A 5,356-nucleotide genomic window follows, 5' to 3' on the forward strand; every position below is an offset into this window, starting at 1 on the left:
CTGATTCTTCTCTGCTTCTGAATCAAATTAAACTTAGACATATCTGAAATAAATTCATTATGAGATAAAACTTTATATGTATTTGTTTTTGTTATTTGCCAGTATTTTTTTCCTAAGCAATAAGGCTTGTGGTCATTCGTAATCATATTACGTTCCTCTAATCTCACTAATTGTTCTCTAACAGTTTTCATTCCTAATCCAGTTAAAGTCACTAATCTATTTATTGAGCAGTCAAAGCCACTCGAATGCTTATCATTCATATATAGCATGAAGCAGTATAAATAGAATCCTTTCACACCCAGTTCTGCATCAGCCATACAAAATATAAATACATCAAAATTAATTATATGTGTATTTTCAATACTCCAAAATGTACCTGTTCTATCATCATCAGTCTCATCCTCACACCATTCGTTATCTCGAAAAAAAGCTTTAATAGGAAAATTAATTTTTCTATTTTTGCTGTTACCGTATACTTCCCGATATCTACTTTCCATAATGAAGTGACTGATTTTAAACTCTCCCCCACTCTTCGCTGCTTCAGCAAGTTCCATTTCTAGTGGCATACCCTTTCCAGTGTATATTTCCAAAATATTCTCACCTACCGCATTAACAATAACGGGCTCAATTGGAACGTCACTTTCTTTTCTAATATATCCAAGTTTATCCAATATTCCACCTTTTTTTGTAATGTATGTATACTGGTCTGCCTTTGCAGGGAAACCCAATATCTGCTTAATCATCTTTTCATCAATATATAATTGACTATAATAATTACTATAATAATCATATTTACAATATCGATACATGTAATGTGCTAAATATATATAACTGTAGGCAAAAGCAATATGCGTACTAGATTTTGCTTTTTCTTCATCTTTAAAACCTTCATTTAGGTCATTGAATATTTCATTGGGCATGTATGTATTCTTTTCATCTTCTCTAACATTAAAAATTATATTTTTCAATTTCTTTACTGTAAAATATGATTTTCTTCTTTTCTCCGACATTATTACCACTCTCACTTTTTCTTATTGTTTTTTTGTTATTTCCAGATTCATTTTGTACTTAATAGCAATATTCATATTCTTCAATTATCAACTTAGTTTTTTAAATCAAAACTTAATGCGGGTTGTAAGCTTTCTCATGAAATACTTGGTTAACTACATACACTAATATTCTTTTACACAAATCAATATAATTATTAATTTTTCACAGTTTTAACCCTCTTTCCCTCTTCCTCTATTTCAAATCTTATTTCTACATTTACAACCTCCCACGTCTAATACTATTTAAGTAGGAAAACACACAAAAGTATCGTGCGGATATTTCGACTCAATACTATAAGTGACAAGGACCAATGAAATTCTATATTTTTGGCGTAAACAATTTTTCCCTAGAATTTCAATAACTTTTCGTATCGTGTATATATACAAATGGGGTTTGAGCATTGAACTGTTCCGCCACACTCCTCAGATTGCAACTCGTCACTAACTGTTAAGTACCCCCCCTTACAAATAAAAAAGCATTCATCGTTAATAGTGGGTGCTCAACTGTTTTAGATTTATGAATCTGTTTTAATTCCTTATGTCTATTGGAACAGCTATATTTTGTGCCGCCTGTCATTCAAAATAGTCATGGTCACAATAGACTTAGTCATAACTTAACAGTATTGACCAACAAATGTCGATGTGATAGTATAGGGATTATCAGATGGTCAATACATTTGGTCGTAAGTGTGAGGGGGAATTTGAATGAATAAGAATCGGTATGGTTATGCAAGGGTGTCGTCAGCAGGACAAGATTTAGAAGTGCAACTTCAAGCGTTAGAATCAGAAGGTTGTACGGTCATATATAAAGAGAAATTCACTGGGACAACAAAGGAACGTCCACAACTTAAAGAAGTATTGGATGTATTACAAGAAGGAGACACGCTGATAGTAACGAAACTCGACCGTCTTGCACGCAACACAAAGGAAGGAATAGAGATTGTTGAGGGACTGTTCAAAGAGGGCGTTCGTGTACACGTACTAAATGTTGGTCTTTTAGAGAATACAACAATGGGACGTTTCTTTTTGACTACATTGTTAGCGGTTGCCGAAATGGAACGTAATATGATTATTGAACGAACGCAAGAAGGAAAGGCAATTGCAAAGCAACGTCCAGACTTCGTGGAAGGTCGCCCAAAAAAGTTTGGCAAAAAGCACGTTCAAAATGCTTTGACCATGCTTGATACAATGTCGTATAAGGAAGTAAGCGAACAAACGGGAATAAGCGTTTCAACGTTAACCCGTGCAAAAAGAGAAGCAGCTAAGGAGGAAATAAGAAATTCATTGCATTGTACCGACAAATATCTTTAAGCAAGAGCTTTTCAATTCAATAGATTTTTCAAGGGAGATTCAATGTACATATATGAGATACATAAAGAGGCGATATCCCTGTTTAAATATGACATACAAGATCCGTCATATTACTGGGAATGCCGCCTCTACTTGTCATTAATTGATTTCCGTCCAAACACCACGCAATAACACCTATAATGTAATTCTATTTAACTATTATTTATATGGTATAGTACAAAGGTTAATATAAACACATATAACCAAGGAGGAGTATCATGAAAAAATTTATAGCAATCTTTTTCACTTTAATTTTAATGCTTTCATTAGTTCCACAAGTAAATGCTGCTAATGCTGATTTCAAAGACGTACCTAAAAGTCATCCCAACTATACAGAAATCATGTATCTATTGGACAAAGGCGTTATTTCAAGTGGGGAAAAGTTCGGTGTCAACGATAAAGTAACCCGTGAAGAAGTTGCAGTAATGGTTGCGAAAGCTGTTGGACTTGACGGAACAAAAACAAAAACAAAATTCAAAGACGTACCAGAAAGTAGATATTCATCTGGCTACATTAATTCGGCAGTGAATGCGGGCATAATTAACGGATATCCAGACGGTACTTTTAAACCCACTAATCTGGTTACTCGGGTACACATGGCTGCTTTTATTGCTAATGCTTTTAAATTGACGAATCAAGCGGATATTAACTTCAAAGATGTTCCAAAAGGCTCAACTTCTTATGTTGCAGTAAGAAAACTAGCGTATTCAAATATTACCTCGGGGTATCCAGACGGAACATTTAAACCGAATGAAAGTTTAACCAAAGCACATATCTCTGCATTTCTTGCTAGAGCAATGAATCCAGCTTTCAGACCAGTCCCTAAAAGAAAAGTATACCTAGATTTAGTTACAAAAAAAATTATGTTAAATAATATAACTGTCTCTATGTCTAAAAATGAAGTTGTGGCTAGATTAGGTAAGCCGAAAAGAGAGTATATTGATTTCGATTACAATAGTGAATTGGTTCAAGAGTATCCGAGTATGTCAATTTACTACAGTGGTAAATATGTCGATTATATATTCGCAGAGATATCAGAAAAGGAATTTTTTAATGAGATTTTACCCGATTTTGCAGGTCGAAAATTCACCGACCGGGAGGGGCGCTATGTGTTGTATTCAAAAAAAACAGGGAATACAGCTTTATATAAATATGAAAATGGTAGAACAGGAATGTTTCTTTCCTTGGATTATCACTTTAATAAGTTGGTTGAAAGTGGAGTGTATGGAGAGTATGTTGAAATAAAGTGAAGTATTTCTGGTTATTCGTTCTGATTACCCATTCGATATTTGATTTAAACAAAATAGTAAGCGAGTTGAAAGATAAAGGGTAGCCCATTCAGCTACTCTTTTTTTGTTTTAATCCATAACACCCGAACACATAAAACTAAGATTCAATGTACATATACGACAACATAAAGAAGCGGAGTATCCCTGTATAAATACGACATTTAGATCCGTCATATTACAGAGAGACTCCGCCTCTCCTTGCCATTGACCATAGATAATCAAACGAATTACTGCACCAATACCGCATAATGAACTACTATACACTCAATAACATCCCACAGTAACGCTGCCACTCATCATTACCACCTAACGAACGCCTTCCATAACTGCCAGTCGCACAACCAGAAATTGAAATATTGACCTAACAAAATGAACAAATGATAGGAGCTATCGCTGAATTTGAACGTGACTTAATCAATGATAGGACAGCAGAAGGAAGGGAACGTGCTAAGGGACAGGGAAACATATGGGAAGGAAAGGACAGGATGAGAAACAGGTTAAGAAAGCACTGAGTCTATTTGCTGAAAGAGAAGCAAAGGGACTAAGTGTTAATGATATCGTAAAGCTGACAGGCGTTCCTCGTTCAACTATCTATGCAAAAATAAAAGATACTAAATCAATCTGACGGGTTCTCTTTAGGGGGACAAATGATAAATAACATTGTCAATAACACTTTTTTCGATGACCAAAAAAGCATCGGTTAAAGCACCGATGCTTACTATTTTTGAATAATTTTATTTCTTCAACTAAAGCACTCGTTAGTTTAAGTGAAAGGTTTCACAATTGACCATTATCTATTTTTTTACTTCTTCTGGAAATAGAAAACTAATTAGTTTTTGGAACATACCTTGTCGATACATACATAAGAGGATTTCTTGAATAATCTCTTCTTGCTTTATATCTAAAGTAGATGAAATTATATTAATTGTTTGATTTAAAGTCGGTAAATCTTTTTCAAACAACTCAGATGGGTATTCTGTATCTATCCTTAAAGAATCTTGTTCTTGGTTTAAACGGCTTGATAAATGGAACATAATATATTCAAGTTTCTTTTTATCTTCTTCAAAAATACCTAGAGAAAGAAGTCTATGCCAGTATGGGTATTTTAAATTAGGTTCCATTAAGATAGAAAGACGCGTCAAACTACGTTCTAGAGAATAAATTTTCCCCTCTAATTCTTCAATTTTTTTTTGCTGTTCATCTTTCATGTTAATTCCTCTCTTCCTACATTTGCTGAAATCCTCTATGCCCCTTTAATTCTTTCTTCAACTAAACTGCTGCTTTAGTTGAAGAAGAAAAGGGTGTTTAACCCCTAATTGAAGTAAAGCTACCCGCTAGCTTAAAAAGTATAAATGGCGACAAATAATATAAAAGCTGATCCAAGGATAGTAATTATCGCATTTGTCGTCCGTTTTGCTTGTAGTTCCAACACCCCCATAACCAATATAAAAACGCCTAAGAAGAACATCATATATGGCATAAACTCAAAGTTTTTAGTAATTAGACCATAACCTGCTAATGCAATAACAATAACTGATAAGATAACTCTCAATATTTTCAACATTTTACTTCTCCTCCATTAACTCCCTGCATGAGTTCTTGTTTAACCATATCATTTTGAACTCTTTTTTTGTTATAAAAAAGGAATTCGTTGTTGAACTAACCTGC

The 5,356-nt window shown here is 34.0% G+C and carries 5 protein-coding genes and 1 pseudogene; 3 read left to right on the forward strand and 3 right to left on the reverse strand.

Features of this window, described 5'->3' with window-relative positions:
• On the reverse strand, window positions 1-1,010 hold a 1,010-nt coding region (locus H2672_RS18800; protein WP_186673907.1), incomplete at its 3' end, for a hypothetical protein.
• A 744-nt stretch (window positions 1,011-1,754) separates the two neighbouring features.
• On the opposite strand from H2672_RS18800, the gene H2672_RS18805 reads away from it, so the two are divergent.
• The 3 genes and pseudogenes from H2672_RS18805 to H2672_RS18815 form a co-directional block, all read left to right on the forward strand.
• A complete protein-coding gene (locus H2672_RS18805; RefSeq protein ID WP_186673908.1) occupies window positions 1,755-2,360 on the forward strand; it encodes a recombinase family protein in 606 nt (201 codons plus the stop codon).
• 257 nt (window positions 2,361-2,617) lie between these two features.
• Entirely contained in the window at window positions 2,618-3,649 is a 1,032-nt protein-coding gene (locus H2672_RS18810) for an S-layer homology domain-containing protein (protein WP_186673910.1), read from the forward strand.
• 416 nt (window positions 3,650-4,065) lie between these two features.
• Window positions 4,066-4,313 (forward strand): annotated as a pseudogene (locus tag H2672_RS18815) (recombinase family protein); the annotation flags it as partial.
• A 169-nt stretch (window positions 4,314-4,482) separates the two neighbouring features.
• Here H2672_RS18815 and H2672_RS18820 read toward each other — a convergent pair.
• The gene (locus H2672_RS18820; protein WP_186673912.1) at window positions 4,483-4,896 is read right to left on the reverse strand and encodes a hypothetical protein; all 414 of its coding nucleotides are present in this window, start codon (window positions 4,894-4,896) and stop codon (window positions 4,483-4,485) included.
• Between the two features lie 131 nt (window positions 4,897-5,027).
• Window positions 5,028-5,252 carry a DUF3953 domain-containing protein gene (locus H2672_RS18825; RefSeq protein ID WP_186673914.1) on the reverse strand — a complete coding sequence of 75 codons (225 nt, stop codon included), beginning with the start codon at window positions 5,250-5,252 and terminating at the stop codon, window positions 5,028-5,030.
• Window positions 5,253-5,356: the final 104 nt, after the last annotated feature.

Origin of the sequence: Sporosarcina sp. BP05 (assembly GCF_014282005.1) — a bacterium.
Lineage (GTDB): Bacteria > Bacillota > Bacilli > Bacillales_A > Planococcaceae > Sporosarcina.